Origin of the sequence: Qipengyuania polymorpha, assembly GCF_019711435.1 — a bacterium.
GTDB classification, from domain to species: domain Bacteria; phylum Pseudomonadota; class Alphaproteobacteria; order Sphingomonadales; family Sphingomonadaceae; genus Qipengyuania; species Qipengyuania polymorpha.
The window spans coordinates 1-14,446 of record NZ_JAIGNK010000004.1; the positions used below are offsets into that span (position 1 = coordinate 1).

At 64.0% G+C, this 14,446-nt stretch carries 12 protein-coding genes; 8 read left to right on the plus strand and 4 right to left on the minus strand.

Annotation, left to right across the window (positions count from 1 at the left end):
* The 6 genes from K3152_RS12175 to K3152_RS12200 form a co-directional block, all read left to right on the plus strand.
* Positions 1 to 3,155, plus strand: a 3,155-nt coding sequence (locus K3152_RS12175) for a DUF5801 repeats-in-toxin domain-containing protein (RefSeq protein ID WP_221574412.1), incomplete at its 5' end; no start/stop codon positions are given.
* 34 nt (positions 3,156 to 3,189) lie between these two features.
* Complete coding sequence (locus tag K3152_RS12180) at positions 3,190 to 3,897, plus strand: OmpA family protein (protein ID WP_221574413.1); 708 nt, start codon at positions 3,190 to 3,192, stop codon at positions 3,895 to 3,897.
* 15 nt (positions 3,898 to 3,912) lie between these two features.
* Positions 3,913 to 5,316: a TolC family protein gene (locus K3152_RS12185; RefSeq protein WP_221574414.1), complete on the plus strand. Its 1,404-nt coding sequence runs from the start codon at positions 3,913 to 3,915 to the stop codon at positions 5,314 to 5,316.
* Between the two features lie 48 nt (positions 5,317 to 5,364).
* On the plus strand, positions 5,365 to 7,488 hold the full coding sequence (locus K3152_RS12190; protein WP_221574415.1) for a type I secretion system permease/ATPase: 2,124 nt from the start codon (positions 5,365 to 5,367) through the stop codon (positions 7,486 to 7,488).
* The gene (locus K3152_RS12195; RefSeq protein WP_247713424.1) at positions 7,485 to 8,501 is read left to right on the plus strand and encodes a cell wall hydrolase; all 1,017 of its coding nucleotides are present in this window, start codon (positions 7,485 to 7,487) and stop codon (positions 8,499 to 8,501) included. The genes K3152_RS12190 and K3152_RS12195 overlap by 4 nt, the downstream gene beginning before the upstream one ends.
* On the plus strand, positions 8,498 to 9,763 hold the full coding sequence (locus tag K3152_RS12200) for an HlyD family type I secretion periplasmic adaptor subunit (protein WP_221574416.1): 1,266 nt from the start codon (positions 8,498 to 8,500) through the stop codon (positions 9,761 to 9,763). The genes K3152_RS12195 and K3152_RS12200 overlap by 4 nt, the downstream gene beginning before the upstream one ends.
* A gap of 207 nt (positions 9,764 to 9,970) precedes the next feature.
* Here K3152_RS12200 and K3152_RS12205 read toward each other — a convergent pair whose 3' ends face one another.
* Positions 9,971 to 10,975 carry a transglutaminase-like cysteine peptidase gene (locus K3152_RS12205; protein WP_221574417.1) on the minus strand — a complete coding sequence of 335 codons (1,005 nt, stop codon included), beginning with the start codon at positions 10,973 to 10,975 and terminating at the stop codon, positions 9,971 to 9,973.
* A 138-nt stretch (positions 10,976 to 11,113) separates the two neighbouring features.
* Here K3152_RS12205 and K3152_RS12210 point away from each other — a divergent pair, with 138 nt between their 5' ends.
* Both K3152_RS12210 and K3152_RS12215 read left to right on the plus strand, forming a co-directional pair.
* Positions 11,114 to 11,647 (plus strand): acyloxyacyl hydrolase, encoded by a 534-nt coding sequence (locus K3152_RS12210; RefSeq protein ID WP_221574418.1) that lies wholly within the window; start codon positions 11,114 to 11,116, stop codon positions 11,645 to 11,647.
* A gap of 144 nt (positions 11,648 to 11,791) precedes the next feature.
* On the plus strand, positions 11,792 to 12,142 hold the full coding sequence (locus K3152_RS12215; RefSeq protein WP_221574419.1) for a c-type cytochrome: 351 nt from the start codon (positions 11,792 to 11,794) through the stop codon (positions 12,140 to 12,142).
* A 4-nt stretch (positions 12,143 to 12,146) separates the two neighbouring features.
* Here K3152_RS12215 and K3152_RS12220 read toward each other — a convergent pair whose 3' ends face one another.
* The 3 genes from K3152_RS12220 to rplL all read right to left on the minus strand — a co-directional run bounded on the left by K3152_RS12220 (position 12,147) and on the right by rplL (position 14,422).
* Positions 12,147 to 13,421, minus strand: a complete 1,275-nt coding sequence (locus tag K3152_RS12220) for a Xaa-Pro dipeptidase (protein WP_221574420.1) — start codon at positions 13,419 to 13,421, stop codon at positions 12,147 to 12,149.
* Positions 13,422 to 13,490: 69 nt separating this feature from the next.
* Positions 13,491 to 13,835 carry a hypothetical protein gene (locus K3152_RS12225; protein WP_221574421.1) on the minus strand — a complete coding sequence of 115 codons (345 nt, stop codon included), beginning with the start codon at positions 13,833 to 13,835 and terminating at the stop codon, positions 13,491 to 13,493.
* Between the two features lie 209 nt (positions 13,836 to 14,044).
* The gene (gene rplL, locus K3152_RS12230) at positions 14,045 to 14,422 is read right to left on the minus strand and encodes a 50S ribosomal protein L7/L12 (RefSeq protein ID WP_221574422.1); all 378 of its coding nucleotides are present in this window, start codon (positions 14,420 to 14,422) and stop codon (positions 14,045 to 14,047) included.
* Positions 14,423 to 14,446 lie beyond the last annotated feature (24 nt).

Below are 14,446 nucleotides of genomic sequence, written 5' to 3' on the forward strand. Positions count from 1 at the left end.
TGGTTCTCGACCTCGGCGGCAATGTCCGCTTCGCAGACGATGGCCCGACCATCGACGCTGCGGTTGTCGATGGCGACGTGATCACGCTGACCACTCAGGATGCCGAAACCGAAGGCGCTGCCAGCGACACCGACGTGTCGACGGCCAACTTCGGCGGAGCGTTCTCGGTCGCCTCGAGCGACTACGGCGCAGACGGCGCAGGTTCGACTGCCTGGGCTTACTCGCTGGTCATCGACAATGCGACGTCGGGCCTGACCAGTGGCGGCAACCCGATCACGCTGAGCATGAACGGCTCGGAAGTCGAAGGCTTTGCCAACGGCGTGCTGGTCTTCAGCGTCTCGGTCGATGCCTCGACCGGTGAAGTAACGCTGACGCAGTACGAGGCAATCGATCACGATCTGCCGGGCGATAGCAGCGATTACGACAGCCAGTTGGCAGTGCTTGCCGATGGCGTGCTCTCGCTCTCGGGCACTGCAACCATCACCGATGGTGACGGCGATACGGCTGAAGAAACCGTGGTCCTCGACCTCGGCGGCAACATCCGCTTCGCCGACGACGGTCCGATTGCAGTGGCCGACACCAACACCATGACCGAAGACACCGCTTCGGTGGTCGGCAATGTCGTGACGACCAATGCCGACGACTTCGGTGCCGATGGCGCAGGCAGCCCGGCTGTCACCGCTATTTCCGGCTTTGGCGGGGCAGGCACGGTAGGCGGTTCGACCTTCGGCGAGTTCGGTATTCTCTACCTGAACGACGACGGCACCTATTCCTACGTGCTCAACAATGGCGCGGTGCAATACCTCGACGACGGCGACAGCGAGACCGATACTTTCACCTACACCATCGTCGACAGCGACGGTGATACCAGCACCACCACGCTGACCATCACCATCACGGGTTCGAACGATGCGCCAACCGTGGGGGCCGATATCGTGGCTGTTTCCGATGAAGGCCTTGCCGGGGGCAACCCCGACAGCGTCGGCACACCGGGCGATACGACCAACTCGGTTTCCGCTACGGGCCAGGTTGTCATTGGCGATGCCGACGGTGTCGATGACATCGAGGCCGTTACCCTGGGCATTCCGAGCGGCGACCTGTCCTCGGGCGGCGAGACCGTGCTCTGGGTCCTCCAGGACGACGGGCAGACCCTGCTCGGCTATACCGGCGACATCAACGGCGTGGAGGGCGTGGATTACACCCCCGTCGTACGCGTCACCATTGATAATGCCGGCAATTTCGAGGTCACCCAGCTCGCCCAGATCGATCATACCTATGGCGACGATGTCGAAGGCACCACCTCGATCACGATCCCTGTCAGCGCAGACGACGGGACGACTGTCACCACCAACGCGAACAGCCTGTCGGTTGTATTCGAGGACGACAGCCCGACCATCGGGACCTTCAGCCCGGATACGACGACTGTCGCCAACGTAGCCAATGCGACTGCAACGGGCACCTTCACCTACTCGCCGGGCGGGGACGGGCATGGTGAGTTCATCATCACTGCGCCTGCCATCGATGGTATTACCTACCAGCCGGTCACCCAGACCATGGTCGACCTGACCGATGACGGAATCGACAACCCCGTAATGGGTGCGGTTCTGGTCGGTACGGCCACGGAAGGCGGGCAAGCGATCTTCCAGTTCGCCGTCGATGTCGACGGGAACTACGAGTTCGAGCTGCTCGAACCGGAGCTTTCGACTTCGGAAGACCTCTCCTTCTCGCAGCTTGCAGCAGGTGGCCCGGGCTTCCGCGAACTGAACGACGATGAGAACACTCCGGTCAACGAGAATGGCCGCGTGGAATTCACGTCGAACGGGACTGGTGTGAATGCCAACAACAACAACTTCGGCGTGTCGAACTCCTTCCTCGATGCAGGCGAGTGGTTCGAAGCCGAATTCCATAATCCGGGCACCGATGGCGACGATCCCGCGCTCACCGATGCTGAATTCCTCAGCGCTGTCGACATCAACGTCAATACGTTGAAGAATGCCGGTGGACCTAACGCGGGTGGCGACAGCACTGGGCCCAATGTCACGATCAACTGGATCGCCTACAACGATGCCGATGGGACACAGGAAAGCGGCACTGTGACTGTCACAAGCACCGGCGCGATCCACATCGACCCGTCGATCGAATTCAACCGCATCTATATCGAGAACGTCGACGAGCTCGGTGTGAGCGATGACGGTGGCCGTATCCAGATTGCCGGCTTCACCATCTACAAGACCATCCTGCCGCAGGACCAGGAGTTCAACTTCACGGTCAGCGCGCTCGACTCCGATGGCGATGAAACCGGTACGGTTGCAGACCTTTCGGTCACGCTCGATGCCGACCTCGTTTCGACGATGGAAGCGCCGGGCAAGCTGGCCGAGGCTGCGACGCTCGACCTTGCCGTCAACGACAACGAGGTGTTCGCCAGTTCGCTGACGAACCAGACCACTTCCGCCCCGCGTTTCGATATGCGCGGCATGGAAATGGCGACGGTTGCGGCGATGGCCTCGGGCTTCTTCATGCCCGAAGTCATGACGGATCTCTCGCAGACCTTCGGCAACACCGTTTCCGCCGGTGGTCATATGGTTAATTTCGAGTTTGCAGGCGGCCTCGACATGGCAGCCGTGCAGCTTCCGGAAGCCTATGCGACCAGCTTCGAAGGCTTCGTGGAGACCGCTCCGGCGATGCTCGAAGGTCCGATGATGGCCAACATCCTTGAAGGCAGTGCGTTCGACATGCCGCAGTTCGAAGCGGTGGCAGGCATCGAAACCGGCGGGGTCGACTTCATGGCCGACATGGCTGCGACGTCGAACTTTGCAGGTGGCCCGAGCGTGTTCGAAGGCTTTGCCGGCAGCGGCGAGGCGGCGAATGCGATGGAAGCACTGCTCATGCTCCAGGCTCCGGCCCAGCTTGCAGAAGCTGCTGCTTTCGAACCGGGCAAGGCACTGGGCGAAGCCGTGGCCGACCTCGCTGCCGAAGCTCAGGTCGATGCCATCGTGGACCACTTCGCCATCGGCGACGGTCCGGCCATGATGTCGTCGCCTGCCGAAGGTCTGCTCGACAGCATGATTGGCAATGATATGGCTCTCACCGCCATGGGCATGATGACGCAAGACAATAACGACGAAGCGGCTGCACTCGCAGCGGCTACCGCCTAATCGCAAAGAGAAGTTTGCAAGAAGGGGCTTTGCAATGAAAAGAACAACCGCGATTTTCGCTCTTGCCGGAGCCGCAGTGGGGATGACCCCCGCTGCGGCCTTCGCGCAGGATGACCTGATGGCAATGGATGGCAGCGAACTGCGCAGCGCCGTCCAGATGCGTTACGATGCAGCGCTCGCGCTCACCAACGACGCTGCCATCGTGGCCGCCAACGACCCGCGCTATACCTGGGCGAGCGAGGCGAAGGCGCAGTGCGGCATCGCGCTTGGCTATCTCAAGTCCAACACCAAGGACCCGGTCAGCCTTTCTAAATGCGCGTTGGCCTATGACATGATGAACCGCACGCCGCAGCAGCGCGTCGCCGCTCCCATGCCCGAACCCGAACCGCGCCCCGAAGCCTGCACCGCGCAGGCACCGGGCCTGATCTTCTTCGAATTCGATTCCGCCACGCCGCAGCAGGATGCGGTCGAGACGGTGGAATATGTCGTTGAGAACGCGGGACCCTGCAACTGGACGAGCTTCACCGTCGTCGGTCACACCGACCGCGCGGGCAGCAGCGCCTACAACCAGGGCCTTTCGGAACGCCGCGCCGAGTCAATCGAGAGCCTGATGGTCGCCCGCGGTATTTCGGGCGCTGCCATCACCACGCAGGCGAAGGGCGAGGAAACCCCGCGCGTGCCGACCGCCGATGGCGTGCGCGAGTTGCAGAACCGCCGCGTCGAAATCCTGGTCAACCAGTAAGAGAGGGGACGAACAATGCGCAAGACAACCCTGGCAAGTGCCGCGGCGCTCCTGCTGGCAGGCTCGGCTCCGGCCGTGATGGCCCAGACCGCCGCCACTGAACCGGTCTCGATGCAGGACGCGATTTCCATCGCCATGCAGTCCAACCCGGACATCCTGCAGGCCCAGTACAACAAGGAAGCCATCGAATTCGAACGCCGCCAGGCGCAGGGTCTTTACCTGCCCCGCGTCGGCATCGAGGCGTCGGCAGGTATCCGCCGCCTCGAAAACGGCACTCGCCGCGCGCTCGGCATTGCCGATAACGAGCTCTATCCGCTCGAAGCCGGCATCAATGCCGAATGGACCGTGTTCGATTTCGGTCGCCGTCGCGGCGAACTGCTGCGCCAGGCTGCCCGTGTCGACGGCGCCTCGCTGCGCGTCACCGAGCGTTCGGAATTCATCGCCTTGCAGATTGCACGCCAGTATCTCGACGTGCTGCTGCAGGAACGTGTGGCTGCTGCGGCGCGCGACAATGCGATGTTCCACCAGACTTTGGTGGGCGACCTCCAGCGCGGCGTTGACGAAGGCTCGATTTCGATTGCCGACCAGCAGCAGGCCGAGGAACGCTACCAGTCGGCCCTCGTGCGTAACGAGGAAGCGGACCTGGAGCTCCAGAACGCCTATATCTCGCTGCGCCGACTGACCGGCCTCGACATCACGGCCGGCACGCTGCCGCCCGACCTGTCGGCTGCCATGCCGGCAGACCTTCCGACCGCCATCGGCTTTGCCCGGCTCAACAACCCGCTCGTGCGTGAAGCGCAGGCCGATGTCGATGCAGCCAACGCGCTGGTGGATTCCGCGGAAGGCGACCTGTGGCCGACCATCAGCCTCGAAGGCCGCGCCCGCACGGGTGAGGACATCGATGGTTTCGCTGGCGAGACAACCGACCTGCAGGCCCGCGTGGTGCTGCGCTGGGACGTGTTCGACGGCGGCATCAACCGCGCCAAACTGCAGGAAACCGTGCGCCAGGCGAGCCTCGCACGCTACGCCTTGCACGACCGCCAGCGCGAAGCCGAAGAAGATGTCCGACTCGCATGGCAGCAGCTCGACACGCAGCGCCGGATCACGAGCCAGCTCGACCGCCAGAGCCAGGTCAGCGACGACCTGCTGCTGAGCTATCGCAGCCAGTTCAACATCGGACGCCGTTCGCTGCTCGACGTGCTCGATGCGCAGAACACGCGCTTCAATACGCAGGTGCGTCTCGAAACGGCACGCTTCTCGCAATTGTTCGCGCAGTACCAGACGCTTGCTGCTACCAACCGCTTCCTCGATGCGCTGAACATCGCTCCGGGTGCCGGAGCGGGTCAGACCGAACGCGAACGGTTCGATTACGGACCGCCCGTGGAAGCCGAACTGCAGCGGCGCGTCGACGGAGACTAGACGTTACGCAAAGGGCCATGATTGGCTATGGAACAAGCAAGGGCTGACATGATTGACGGGCGGGTCCTGGACCCGCTCGTCGATTGCATTGGTGAAGCGGCGAGCCGGTACGGCTTGCCGTTTTCGCGCGGTATGCTCGCCCAATTGCCGCGCAATCCCGAAGGCTTGCTGCCAGCGCACCAGGCTCCGGCCGCGCTCGACCTAGCCGGGCTCAACCACGATGTGCTGCGCCAGCGCCGCCTGCCGGCCAGTGCCAAGCAGCTTCCCGCCATTGCCGCGCTTGAAGAGGGCGGTTTCATCCTGCTGCTCGAGGCGCAGGAAGACGAGCTGCTCGTCTGGCGTCCGGAAACGGGCGCCGAAGCATGGGAAAAGCGCCTCGACCTCGGTGAGGGTTATGCCGGCACGCTGATGCCGGTCTATGGCGACCCCGACCGCATGCGCGCCGACGAAGCGCCGTGGCATACCAAGGCCCGTACCCACTGGTTCTGGGGCGAGCTTCGCCGCGAACGCAGCGCCTTCACGCCGGTCATCCTCGCATCGCTGCTGGTGAACCTGCTTGCCGTCGCGCTGCCGATTTTCACGATGAACGTCTACGACCGCGTCATTCCCAACCAGGCGCAGGAAACGCTCTGGGTGCTGGGCACGGGCGTGCTGCTCGCCTTCGCGCTCGAGTTTGCGCTGCGCCGCGCGCGCACGTCCATCGTCGACGAGATTGCCCAGCGTCTCGACCTCAAGCTGAGCCAGAAAATCTTCTCGCGCCTGCTCGCCATGCCGCTGTCGGAGCGCAAGGGCCACACCGGCTCGATGGCGGCACGCGTCGCCGAATACGCTATCGTGCGCGATTTCTTCGCCTCGACTTCGGTCGTGCTGCTGGTCGATGTCGCGTTCCTGCTGGTCTTCGTGGGCGTCATCGCCATCATTGCAGGCTGGCTGGCGCTGGTCCCGCTGACCATCATCGCAGCCATGGCGATTGCCGGCTTCATCCTGCAGAAAAAGGTCGTCGAAGCCTCGCAGGATGCTCAGGCCGATTACGGTCTCCAGCAGACGCTGCTGGTCGAATCGCTTACCGGCGCCGAAACGCTCAAGGCCATGGGCGGGGAGGGCGGCATGCTCTCGCGTTGGCATCGCCTTGCCGATGTCGGCGGGCATTCGCAGCTGCGCTTGCGCAATATCAACTCGATTGCCGTGGGCCTCGCGCAGGTCTTCCAGCAGCTGTCGACCGTGGCGCTGATCATCGGCGGCTATTACCTGTTTGCGGCAGGCGACATCACGATGGGCGCGATTATCGCCATCGTCATGCTCGCCTCGCGCTCGCTTGCGCCCGCCGGCCAGATTGCCTTCCTGCTTACCCGCGGGCGGCAGGCCAAGGAAACGCTCGCCAGTATCGAGCGCATGTTCGAGACCGGTGACGAGCGCAAGCAGGGCGCCAGCGTGGCACCCGCTGCCATCAAGCGTCCGCGCATCGTCTTCGAAGACGCCGAATTCCGCTATGCCGAGGAAGCGCCCGCTGCGCTTTCGGGCCTCAACCTCACCATCGAGCCGGGCGAGCGTATCGCCATTGTCGGCCGCGTCGCCTCGGGCAAATCGACCTTCGGGCGCCTGCTCTGCGGTCTCTATGCGCCGAGCGCCGGGGCCATGATGGTCAACGGCATCGACAGCCGCCAGTACCGCCCGCAGCAACTGCGCGAAGCGCTCGGTTTCGTCGGCCAGGACGCGGCGCTTTTCTCCGGCTCGGTGCGCGACAACCTCACGCTGGGCCGGCTCGGCCTGTCGGAAGAGGCATTGATCGAGGCCATGCGCGCGACCGGTGCGGACCAGTTCCTCAGCCGCGATGCGGGCGGGTTCGACCGCTCGGTCGGCGAAGACGGCCGCCAGCTTTCGGGCGGCCAGCGCAGCTTCCTCTCGCTCGCGCGCGCACTCGTCGAGCCGCGCGAACTGCTGTTCCTCGACGAGCCGACCGGCGCGATGGATAGCGAGACCGAGAAGATGTTCGTCGAACGCCTGTCGGGCGCGATGACACCCGAGCAGACGCTGGTCATCTCGACCCACCGTCCGGCGCTCTTCGCCATCTGCAACCGCCTCATCGTCCTCGACAAGGGGCGCATTGCCGCCGACGGGCCGATCCAGGAAGTGCTCGCCAAGGCCGGCAGCGCGCGTGGAGGCCAGCTATGAGCAAGGCTGCCGTCACCAAGATCAAGCGCGCATGGGGGTTCACCTTCCTCCTCGTCGCGAGCCTTGTCATCGGCACTTCCTCGCTGCTGGTGCCGCAGGAGAAAGCCGAGGCGATGGCCAAGCTCGCGCCCGAGATGCAGGCCGACCTTGCCGAGATGACCACCTCTGCCGAAGCGATGGATTCGCTAGTTGAAATCGACGAGAGCGATGCGCTGGCGCGGAACGAGGCCATCCCGACAATGGAAGGCCGTATCGAGCGGGTAGGGCGCTTCTCCGGCATTCCGATGTCCTCGAGCTATTACGGCACGGCGAACGACTGCCTCGCCCAGGCGGTCTATTACGAGGCCGCGCTCGAGCCCGAACAGGGGCAGCGCGCGGTGGCGCAAGTCGTCCTCAACCGCGTCCGTCACCCGGCCTATCCGAACACTGTTTGCGGCGTGGTCTACCAGGGCTGGAACCAGCCCGTCTGCCAGTTCAGCTTCACCTGCGACGGTGCATTGATGCGCAAGCCGCAGGCCGATTTGTGGCGCAAGTCGAAGGCGATTGCCCGCGACGCGCTCGCGGGCCGCGAAGTCGCCGAAGTCGGCACTTCGACCCACTACCATGCCGATTATGTCGTCCCCTACTGGGCTTTCCGCATGGGCAAGCTCGCCACGATTGGCCGCCATATCTTCTATCGCTTTCCCGGTTCGCCGGGCCGCGCTGCCAGTTTCTACGGCAATTGGGGCGGGCGCGAGTTCAAGCCGCAGATCGACTTCGCGCGTTTCCTCGCCAAGGATGATGGCGTAGTCGCCATGGCAGCCGAGCCCGAATACACGCCCGGGCTCACAGTTACGCCCGATGTGACCGATCGCCATGCCAAGGCCGATGTCGGCGGCCGTATCGACACCACCAAGACCTGGCGCCTGACCATTCCCGACCCGGTCGCCGCCAGCGCATCCTATCGCGATACCCTTTCCTCGCAGGGTGCAGCCACCGCGCAGCCCACCGGGACTTCGGAGCAAGAGCAATGACCCTCTTCCAGCGCTGGAACACGATGAGCGCGGCGCAGCGCCTGATTGTCACCGCTGCGGTCGGCATCGCCGTCCTCTTTGCATGGGCCGCCTTCGCGCAGGTCGACCAGATTACGCGCGGCACGGGGAAAGTCATTCCTTCGAGCAAGGCGCAGTTGGTCCAGCCCGCCGAGCCTTCGGTCGTGTCCGAAATCCTCGTGCGCAGCGGGCAGAGCGTGAAGAAGGGCGACCTTCTCGTCCGGCTCGACGATTCGCAGAGCGCCTCGCAGCTGGGCGAGCTTCAGACCGAGAACGAACGGCTCGCCGCACGTGCGCAGCGGCTCGATTCCGAGGCGTCGGGCAGCGCGATCGGCTGCGAGCCGGGCACGCCCTGTGCTGAAGAGGCGCGCCTCGCTCAGGCCCGCCGCGACACTGCGCGCGCGCGCGAAGCCTCGCTCGCCTCGGCAGTCGAGCAGCGCCGCCGCGACCTGTCGGAAGCACAGGCGACCGCTTCCAGCCTCGAAAGCAGCCTGCGCCTCGCGCGCGAGCAGGTCGACATGCTGCGCCCGCTCGCGGCCAAGAACATCGTCCCGCAGACCGACCTCCTTTCCGCCCAGCGCGAAGTGGTCGACTTGCAGGGGCGCCTTTCGGCAGCGCGTCAGGCAGCAGGCCGTGCCTCGGCGGCCATTCGCCAGGCGCAGGCCGACCTCAACCAGGCACGCGCCGATTTCCGCCAGCAGGCGCTTGCCGAACGCAGCGAAGTCGCCACCCGCATTGCCGTCAACGAGCAGAGCATTCGCGGGGCGTCGGCCCGCCGCGACCGCAACGAATTGCGCGCGCCTTCGGATGGCATCGTCAACGACGTGCAGATCACCACCGAAGGCGGCTTTGTCGGCGCGGGTGAGAAAATCATGCAGATCGTGCCCGTGGGCGACAAGCTGCTGGTTGAAGCGCGCATTTCGCCCAGCGACCGCGCCTTCGTGAAGGTGGGCGACAACGCCAATGTCAAAATCACTGCCTATGACTTCTCGATCTATGGCGGGCTCAAGGGCAAGGTCGCGCAGGTCAGCGCCGACAGCATCTTCGACGAGGTCGAACGCGAGGCCTATTACTCGGTCATTATCGAAACCGACAGCTCGTTCATTAAGAAGGGCGGGGTGAGCCTGCCCATCGTGCCGGGCATGGTTGCCGATGTCGAAATTCTGACAGCGCGCCGCAGCGTGTTGTCATACCTCTTCAAACCGGTGAACCGCGCCTTCGACCGCGCAATGACCGAGCGCTAGATTGCGCCCTTGTTCAGCCCTGACGGCCTGCAAACCGCATGCCACCGCGCTTCCGGTGCTCACGTACTGGAGTACGCTGCGCTCCGGGTCGCGATGTCCTACGCTTTTCGGCACGTCATCATCTGAACGATGACACAATCCTGAGCTTTCTTGGGGGAGAGCAGGGGGCGTGGAGGCATCGGCTTCCGCGCCCCTTTTGCGTCTGGCTCAGTAGCCGTGGAGCCAGCTCTGCTTGGCGCCAAGGCTCATGACCGGGCGATAGCCGTGGCTCTGCGAGGCATCGAGCGGGGCGCTGCCGACATTGTCGAGCATCAGCCAGCCGTCGCCGTCCTTCACCAGCAGCACCGCATGGTCCCGGCGGCGGATGAGGTCGCGCGCGAGCGTCAGGACCATGTCGTCCCGCGACACACCGGCCGCGGCGAGCAGTTCCATCTTGAGCAGTGCGAAATCCTCGCAATCGCCCTTGCCGAGCCGCAGCGTGGTCGCCGCATCGGCCCAGTAATCGCTCTTGCCGAAAAGGTCGATGTCCTCGGCGTGGGAAATCTCGCGGTTCACCCAGCGGTTGACCGAGGCGACTAGCTCGCTGCGCTGGCCGTCTTTGCCGCCGACATGCAGGAGCGTCGCGGAGAGGTTAGCGCGGCTCGCACCGACACGTTGCCACTGGGCATCGAAGCTGGTGCGGGCGATCGGCACCATGCGGCTGCCGAGGACGAGGTCCTTGCGCGGCGCAGGTGCGTAATAGGTCTGGACCACCGGGCGGCTGGCGAAGGCCCGCTGGCCGAGGTCGATAGTCCCCGCCGAAGCGAAGGGCGAAGCGCCGATGGCACATCCCGAATTGCGCTGCGCCACGGGTGCTGCAGCCGGTTCGAACTTCTTGGCAGGGGCGCTCGAGAACAGCGGGTGCGAGGCGGGAGCGCCTGCCTGCTGTGCGCGGATGGCGTCGAGCGCGCTGGCACCGCCGATGATCTGCGCAGCCTTGCTCGGCACGCGCGCGGCGATCGAAATCGGTGCGGTTGCCCCGTTGTTGTACGCTGGGTCGTTGATGGCGGCGGGTGCGGCAATAGAGGAACCGCAATCGCCCGCCATCATCTCGACGGTCTGCACCGCTACGGCCGGGACGGCTGCCTGCGCTACCTGGGGTACGAGCGCGAGCAGCGCAGCGCTGGCAATCGCGGTGCGCATGGTGGAGATAGAGGTTGGCTTTCCGACCATGCCCCCTTGCTAGGGCGGCAAGCTCAAGGAACGGTTTCGGCTCAAGGTTAACGGCGGGGTAACTTCCCGCTTCAGCCCCCCGTAAGCTGGCACGAAGTAATACCTAACGCGTATTCATGAAAACTTGGGATTTTGCCGATGCGTCCTGCTCGTACTTTCACCTCGCTTGCCCTGATTGCCGGTCTGATGCCAGCCACTGCCATGGCGCAGGAGATTTATGGCGGCGTCTATGCGCATGGGGTGGAAACACCCTTCACTTTCGAAACGAACGAGGGGGGGACCGATTTGCAGGCGGGTATCCGCTTCGACCCCATCGAGGGGCTGGCCGATGTGCAGCCTTATGTTTTCGGTTCGGTGAATCTCGATGGGGACACCAGCTTCGTCGGCGCAGGAGTGAGCTGGAAGGCCGAAGTCGGGCCCGTCTATCTTCGCCCCGGCGTGGGCCTGGTCATCCATGACGGGCCGGAGCTGCGGGTCGATCCTGTCGACGGCTATCGCACCGACCTCGGCAGCCGCGTCCTGTTCGAGCCCGAAGTCGCCATCGGCGTCGACCTGTCCGAGAAATTCTCGGTCGAGGCGAGCTGGGTCCACATCAGCAATGCGCGCCTCTTCAATAGCGAGCAGAACCCGGGTATCGACATGATGGGCCTGCGGGTGAACATTGGCTTCTAGAACCGGGGAGGACGACTGATGAGGGCAGGAATAGCGTTTGCGGCACTTGCCCTCGCCAGCTGTGCGAGCAGCCCGCCGGTGGAAAGAGGCGAGGCTGAAACGGCTACGCCCGCGACATATCCTCCTCCTCTCAGGGCTGTCGCGGTGTTCACCAATCCGAACCAGCCCAGCCAACCCCAAAGAACCTACCAGGGCGTGGTGGAAGTCGACCGCTCTTTCGCCAAGTGCAGGGCATGCCATACTGCTACCTCCGATCGCCACGGCATTGGACCATCGCTCGCTGGCGCCTATGGTCGATCTTCCGCCTCAGCACCGAATTACCGCTATTCGACAGCACTCAAGGAGTCGGGGCTGGTGTGGGATGCGGCCACTCTCGATAAATTCCTCGAAAATCCGCGCGCGATGGTGCCGGGGACGAAGATGAGTTTCGCGGGCCTCAAGGACCCTCTCCAGCGCGCGCAGGTAATCGCTTACATCGAGCGGCATAGCGACTGAAGCGTCAGTCCTGTTTGTAGACGACGCCTTCCTTCATCACGAAGGTCACCTCTTCCAACAGGGTGAGGTCCTCCAGCGGATTTCCCGAGACGGCGATAATGTCGGCCGACGCACCCTTGCGCAGCGTGCCTACCTCGCCGCCCATCCCAAGGGCTTCGGCTGCATTTACGGTCGCCGCTTGCAGGGCCTCGGCGCTGGTCATGCCGAAGCGGGCCATGCGGGATAGCTGCCTTGCGTTCTGGCCGTGCGGATAGACACCGGCATCGGTGCCGTAGACCATCTTCACTCCTGCATCATGGGCGCGCTCGAAATTGCGCCGCTGGGTCTGGCCGACGGTGCGCTCCTTCGCGAGGCTTTCGGGCAGGATACCGGCGGCCTCGCCTTCGCCGAGGATGAATTCGGTGACGTAGATATCCATCGAGAGATAGGTCCCGTTCCTGCGCGCCAGCGCGATGCCTTTATCGTCGATGAAACTCGCGTGCTCGATGGTGTCGACGCCGGCCTTCAGCGCGTTGAGAATGCCTTCCGTGCCATGCGCGTGGCTCGCGACTTTCATCCCGTGCGAATGCGCTTCCTCGACCAGTGCGCTGAGTTCCTCGAGCGAATATTGCGGCGCGCCGACCTTGGTGCCTTTCGAGAGCACACCGCCGGTCGAGCAGGTCTTGATGAGGTCGGCACCGAACTTGCGGTTCTTGCGCACCATGGCGCGTGCAGCCCAGGGACCGTCCGCGACCCCCTCGCCGGTGCTGTCATATTGTGCGGGGAGCAGGTTGTCGTCGGAACAGTGTCCGCCGGTGATCCCGATGGGCGGGCCGGAGACAATCATGCGCGGTCCGGGGATTTCGCCTTCTGCAATCGCATCGCGCAAGGCGACGTCCGAATAGGCCGACGCGCCGACATTTCGCACGGTCGTGAAGCCGGCGAGGAGCGTTTTCTCCGCCGCGGCGACGCCCGAAATCGTAGCCCTGACATCGGACACGGCGAGCTGCCGGTAGCCATGGATGTCCGAGCGGCTGGTCAAATGGACATGCATGTCGATGAGGCCGGGAAGGATGGTCGCATCGCCCAGATCAACTTCGCGGTCGGGCGCCTCGGCATCGCGCGCTTCGGCACCGGTGGCGACAATCACGCCGTCCTCGATGAGGAGGGCGGGTGAGGCGACCAGTTCGCCGCTTTCGACATCGACCATCGCCGCAGCCGTCAGCCTGACCACCTCGGCATTCGCGGCGGTGGTCGACATGGCAAGTACCAGTGTGGCGGCTATTGCTTTCAGGCGCATCAGTGTTCTCCCCTGACCGGATGTCAGGGGAGGCTTATCACCGATGGCTGGACACGCAAACGCGGGTTGTCAGGCGCGCATCCGGCGGCGTTGCGAGCGGCTCGAACGGCGTGCCGGCTTGTTGCGGGTAGTCTTGCGGGCGGGCGGCGCGTAGCCATAACTGAAGTAGCCGTACTGCTTGCGCATCTTGCGGCGGCGGCGACGACCCGAGAAGTCGTCGAACCATCCCATGGCTGCGTGTCCTGCTCGTTCCACCAGCTCGCCGACCATCACGAGGGCGTCGATGGCGAGCAGCAGCGGAAGTGCCGGAAACAGCCACATACGGTCTTCGACCTGTTGCGCGCTGACGGTGGATTTCGCCATGCGTATCACGCAGGCGGCAAGGTAGCCGCACAGAAGTGCGAAGACGAACATAAGCGATCCCGTTGTGTTTTTTATCGCGCACTCCCCCCGGAGCGCGGCGTGCCCTTAAGCGTGCATCCTGCGCGAATGCAACGGGGTTGCATGCGAATTCAGGAAAAAACCAGAATTGTCCATCTTTGGCCCGAACAGGTCGGGCGCACGAGAAAGGGCGGCACCTTGCGGCACCGCCCTTCCTTGTTTTCTCGAAGAGAAAGCGAAGCTTACTTGAGCTCGACGGTACCGCCGGCTGCTTCGATCTTGCCCTTGATTTCTTCGGCTTCTGCCTTGGCAACGCCTTCCTTGAGCGGCTTCGGCGCGCCTTCGACGAGGGCCTTTGCTTCGGTCAGGCCAAGACCCGTGATGGCACGGACTTCCTTGATGACCTGGATCTTCTTGCCACCGTCGCCGGTGAGGACGACGTCGAATTCGTCCTTTTCTTCAGCAGCGGCACCTGCGTCACCGCCGCCGGCCGGGCCAGCAACAGCAACAGCAGCAGCGGCGCTCACGCCCCACTCTTCTTCAAGTGCCGTGGCAAGCTCAGCGGCTTCCATGACGGTCAGCTTCGACAGTTCTTCAACAAGCTTGGCGATATCAGCCATGATGTTTCACTCCAATAAATAGGC

Bases quoted from the DNA above. Each gene is read 5' to 3' on its own strand.
- K3152_RS12185 (WP_221574414.1), top strand. From the start codon at position 3,913: ATGCGCAAGACAACCCTGGCAAGTGCCGCGGCGCTCCTGCTGGCAGGC.
- rplL (WP_221574422.1), bottom strand. From the start codon at position 14,422: ATGGCTGATATCGCCAAGCTTGTTGAAGAACTGTCGAAGCTGACCGTC.
- K3152_RS12225 (WP_221574421.1), bottom strand. From the start codon at position 13,835: ATGTTCGTCTTCGCACTTCTGTGCGGCTACCTTGCCGCCTGCGTGATA.
- K3152_RS12190 (WP_221574415.1), top strand. From the start codon at position 5,365: ATGATTGACGGGCGGGTCCTGGACCCGCTCGTCGATTGCATTGGTGAA.
- K3152_RS12200 (WP_221574416.1), top strand. From the start codon at position 8,498: ATGACCCTCTTCCAGCGCTGGAACACGATGAGCGCGGCGCAGCGCCTG.
- K3152_RS12180 (WP_221574413.1), top strand. From the start codon at position 3,190: ATGAAAAGAACAACCGCGATTTTCGCTCTTGCCGGAGCCGCAGTGGGG.
- K3152_RS12210 (WP_221574418.1), top strand. From the start codon at position 11,114: ATGCGTCCTGCTCGTACTTTCACCTCGCTTGCCCTGATTGCCGGTCTG.
- K3152_RS12195 (WP_247713424.1), top strand. From the start codon at position 7,485: ATGAGCAAGGCTGCCGTCACCAAGATCAAGCGCGCATGGGGGTTCACC.
- K3152_RS12220 (WP_221574420.1), bottom strand. From the start codon at position 13,421: ATGCGCCTGAAAGCAATAGCCGCCACACTGGTACTTGCCATGTCGACC.
- K3152_RS12205 (WP_221574417.1), bottom strand. From the start codon at position 10,975: ATGGTCGGAAAGCCAACCTCTATCTCCACCATGCGCACCGCGATTGCC.